The sequence below is a fragment of the Microcystis sp. M144S2 genome, from assembly GCF_020246065.1.
Classification (GTDB): domain Bacteria; phylum Cyanobacteriota; class Cyanobacteriia; order Cyanobacteriales; family Microcystaceae; genus Microcystis; species Microcystis ichthyoblabe_A.
Window position 1 is genome coordinate 1 of the sequence record NZ_JADBTR010000112.1, and the last position, 4,171, is coordinate 4,171.

Annotated in this window: 2 protein-coding genes and 1 pseudogene; 2 read left to right on the forward strand and 1 reads right to left on the reverse strand. The window is 40.3% G+C overall.

Annotated elements, in window-relative coordinates; genetic code table 11:
* The coding region (locus IM462_RS13275; protein WP_287704526.1) for a Uma2 family endonuclease at positions 1 to 436 on the reverse strand (436 nt) is incomplete at its 3' end.
* A 216-nt stretch (positions 437 to 652) separates the two neighbouring features.
* Between IM462_RS13275 and IM462_RS13280 the strand changes: the two genes are divergently transcribed.
* Positions 653 to 3,373, forward strand: coding sequence for a valine--tRNA ligase (locus tag IM462_RS13280; RefSeq protein ID WP_287704528.1), 2,721 nt, complete (start codon positions 653 to 655; stop codon positions 3,371 to 3,373).
* A gap of 668 nt (positions 3,374 to 4,041) precedes the next feature.
* Positions 4,042 to 4,171: pseudogene (locus IM462_RS21255) on the forward strand (ISL3 family transposase); the annotation flags it as partial.

Below are 4,171 nucleotides of genomic sequence, written 5' to 3' on the forward strand. Positions count from 1 at the left end.
AGGGACGACTTTGACTAATCAGAATATATTCTTGAAATTCCGGCAGCGAACGATAATAGAGAAATTTATCGCCCTGGTCATAATTTTGAGTTGATTTTGAGAGGACTTCTACTATTAATTTGGGATTGGTAATAGTTGTCTGGCCAGTTTCATAATAAATCGGTTCTCCCTCAATTAGCATCACATCGGGATAGGTTGCTTGACGATATTGTGCTATCCATAATTTAACGTCACCGATAAAAATATTATATTTCTGTCCTTTGAGGGCAAATTTTAAATAAGCGGCAAAATTGAGAGCAATTTTATTATGATCAGTAGTGCCTCCTGTCATCGGTACGATTTCCCCGTCTTGATACTCATTTTTATAGGCCGCCGTTTCCTCTAGTTGTAAATATTCGGCAAAGCTATAGATATTTTTATCTGTTGCTATGGTCATAATTTATTGATTGAGTCCCCCAATTGATTATAGCAATTATTGTACTGGTGAGATACAAAAAAGTTACCATAAATTAGCTAGGTTTAGCCGAGGAAAAGATAACAGCTATTTTAATAGGACTCTTAAAATTTTTTAGCCGGCAACTAAACAGGAATTTGATCTCTCCCAAATGTGGGACAATTGACAAAGAACTAAGAATTGTAGAATCCCTCCATCATGACCTCGGAACTATCGAAGCAATACGATCCCAAGATCACAGAAACGAAATGGCAGCAATATTGGGAAAATCAAGAAATATTTACAGCAAACCCCGAAAAAGGCGGCGAAACCTACTGCATAGTCATCCCCCCTCCCAATGTTACCGGTAGTCTCCACATGGGTCACGCCTTCGAGAGTGCCTTAATTGATACACTTGTTCGCTACAAGCGCATGACCGGCAAAAATACCCTCTGGCTGCCCGGCACAGATCACGCTAGTATTGCAGTACAAGCCATACTCGATCGCCAATTAAAAGCCGAAAAAACCGACCGTTACCAACTAGGAAGGGAAAAATTCCTCGAACGCGCTTGGCAATGGAAAGAGGAGTCCGGTAGTACCATTGTTAATCAACTGCGACGCTTGGGGGTATCCGTCGATTGGACGCGGGAACGTTTCACCATGGATGAGGGACTTTCCCATGCTGTCCGTACTGCTTTTATCAAACTCTATGAGGACGGATTAATCTATCGCGGTCAATACTTAGTTAACTGGTGTCCGGAATCCCGGTCGGCGGTTTCCGATTTAGAGGTGGAAAACAAGGATATTGAGGGAAATCTCTGGTATTTTCGCTATCCTCTCAGCGATGGTAGCGGTTATCTTCAAGTAGCCACCACAAGGCCCGAAACCATGCTCGGTGATACTGGTGTAGCTGTCAACCCGCAAGACCCCCGTTATCGCCATTTAATCGGCAAAACCGTCACTTTACCGATAATGGGGCGAGAAATCCTGATTATTGCCGATGAATTGGTGGATCCCGAATTCGGTACCGGTTGCGTCAAAGTTACGCCGGCCCACGATCCCAAGGATTTTGAGATGGGTAAACGCCATAATTTAGCCTTTATTAATATCATGAATTTAGACGGCAGTTTAAACGAAAATGCCGGAATATTCGCAGGTCAAGATCGTTTTGTTGCCCGCAAAAATGTGGTTAAAAAACTCGATGAAGATGGCTTTTTAGTCAAGATTGAAGCCTATCGCCATAGCGTCCCCTATAGCGATCGAGGTAAAGTTCCCGTGGAACCCCTTTTATCTACCCAATGGTTCGTTAAAATTGAACCTTTAGCCACAAAAGCTTTAGCCTGTTTAGATCAGGAAAACTCGCCCCGTTTTGTGCCAGAAAGATGGACAAAAGTTTATCGTGATTGGTTAGTTAAACTAAAAGATTGGTGTATTTCTCGACAACTGTGGTGGGGTCATCAAATTCCCGCTTGGTATATTATCAGTGAAACTAACAACGAAATTACTAACCATACTCCCTTCGTCGTTGCCCCAGATGAAACCTCCGCTTTAGCCAAGGCTAAACAGGAGTATGGAGAGGATATAATTCTTCAACAAGACCCCGATGTTTTAGATACTTGGTTTTCCTCGGGATTGTGGCCATTTTCGACTATGGGATGGCCAGAAAAAACCCTTGATCTAGACACCTATTATCCCACCACAACCCTCGTCACCGGTTTTGATATTATCTTTTTCTGGGTGGCAAGAATGACGATGATGGCGGGTTATTTTACGGGGCAAATGCCTTTTAAAGATGTCTATATTCACGGTTTAGTTAGGGATGAAAACGGCAAAAAGATGTCTAAATCTGCCAATAACGGCATCGATCCCCTAATTTTAATTGATAAATATGGAACCGATGCTTTACGATATACCTTAATCCGAGAAGTGGCAGGAGCAGGACAGGATATCAGTCTGCAATATAACCGTAAAACCGATGAATCGGAATCCGTAGAAGCAGCCCGAAATTTTGCCAATAAAATTTGGAATGCTTCCCGTTTTGTCATGATGAATCTGGAGGGAAAAACCCCAGAAGAATTGGGAGAACCAGTTTTAGAAAATTTAGAATTAGCTGATCGCTGGATTTTATCTCGTTATCATCAAACAGTGCAAAAAACTAGAGATTATCTAGAAAATTATGGCATGGGAGAAGCGGCTAAAGGTCTATACGAATTTATCTGGGGCGATTTCTGTGATTGGTATATCGAGTTAGTGAAAACTCGTTTATGGAAGGATAAAGAATCGGTTTCCTGTGCCACAGCCCGGCAAACTTTGGCTTTTATTTTGGCAGGGACATTAAAACTATTACATCCTTTTATGCCCCATATTACCGAAGAAATTTGGCATCATTTAACCCAAGAAAATCAGCAGGTTTTAGCTTTAGAAACCTATCCAATAGCTGATAGTTCCCTGATCGATCTAGATTTAGAAAATACTTTTGAGTTATTAATAGAAAGTATTCGGGTGTTGCGTAATTTGCGGGCCGAAGCGGGGATTAAACCGGGGGCAACGATCACGGCAATTTTACAGACAGAAAACAGCCAAGAATTAGCTATTTTGCAACGCGGACAAGTGTACTTAAAAGACTTGGCCAAGATCGAAAACTTAATTTTGACGGACAAAATAACCGAGGAAGTCAATCAAGCGATCGCCGGCGTTGTCGCTACGGTAGAAATCCTCATCCCCCTGTCCGGATTGGTTGATATATCGGTATTGGCTGGGAAATTAGCGAAAAATTTAGCTAAGGTAGAAGGGGAAATCAAGAGTTTAAGCGATCGCCTGAATAAACCTAGCTTTGTCGAAAAAGCTCCAGAAGCTTTAATCCAAAAAACGAAGCAAGCTTTAGCGGAGGCAGAAAAACAAGCCCAAATTCTCGAAGAACGCTTAAAACGTCTGCGATAGGGGTTTTGTACTAAATAAGTCCAGTAGGCTAGAGCAAAGCTAATGCGATCAAGATTATCCCTTAATTCATTGACTTAGTTGCTCAAGTAGTTGAAGTTAAAGGAGAGGGGCTAACATAGCGATGACTTTGGGGAACTTAAGCATCTCATAAACTTGCTCCTCCTAACCCCCTATCTAACTTGTACTCCTTGTCCAGCAAGTCTTTCAGAAGTTTTTTGCACCACTAAGTGAATTAAGTTAGTAATTTCAAATTCCTTCTCAATAACAACAAGGAAAAAGCTAACCTTGACTCGCTGCATCTACGACCAAAACCTTATTTTTTTCTGTTACATTTCTAAATAAACAATCAAAATATTGTTTATTTCTTTTTGTTGCAATTGAGTATTTATACTAAACTTTTGCCCCTAGTATTTCTATAATAGTGTCAGAACAGCTATAGCGTTTTCAAATGAGACATGAAAAATCATCGTAATTGTGGAGATTAGGAAAAGTAAATAGTTTAGGCTTTTCCGAACTTGTCGTGTAAAATCAAAGAAAAAACAGACAACTATAGCTGACCAATAAAAACAATAATTTATCTTTAAAAGCTCACTATGCTTGCAATACAGCAATTTATTGGTTAAAATATAGACAGCCAAGATCAGCAATTTTAGACACAAGCTATACTTATGCCATCAAATCCACAATTAAAGTTAATGACCGAGCTACTTCACCTAGAAGGAGTTGTCGTTACCAATTATCAAATTATTACCGATATAGGAATTGTTTTACATTTAGAAAATATGTCAAGAGAAAGCC

Coding starts and splice junctions, on each gene's coding strand:
- IM462_RS13280 (WP_287704528.1), top strand. CDS start 653: ATGACCTCGGAACTATCGAAGCAATACGATCCCAAGATCACAGAAACG.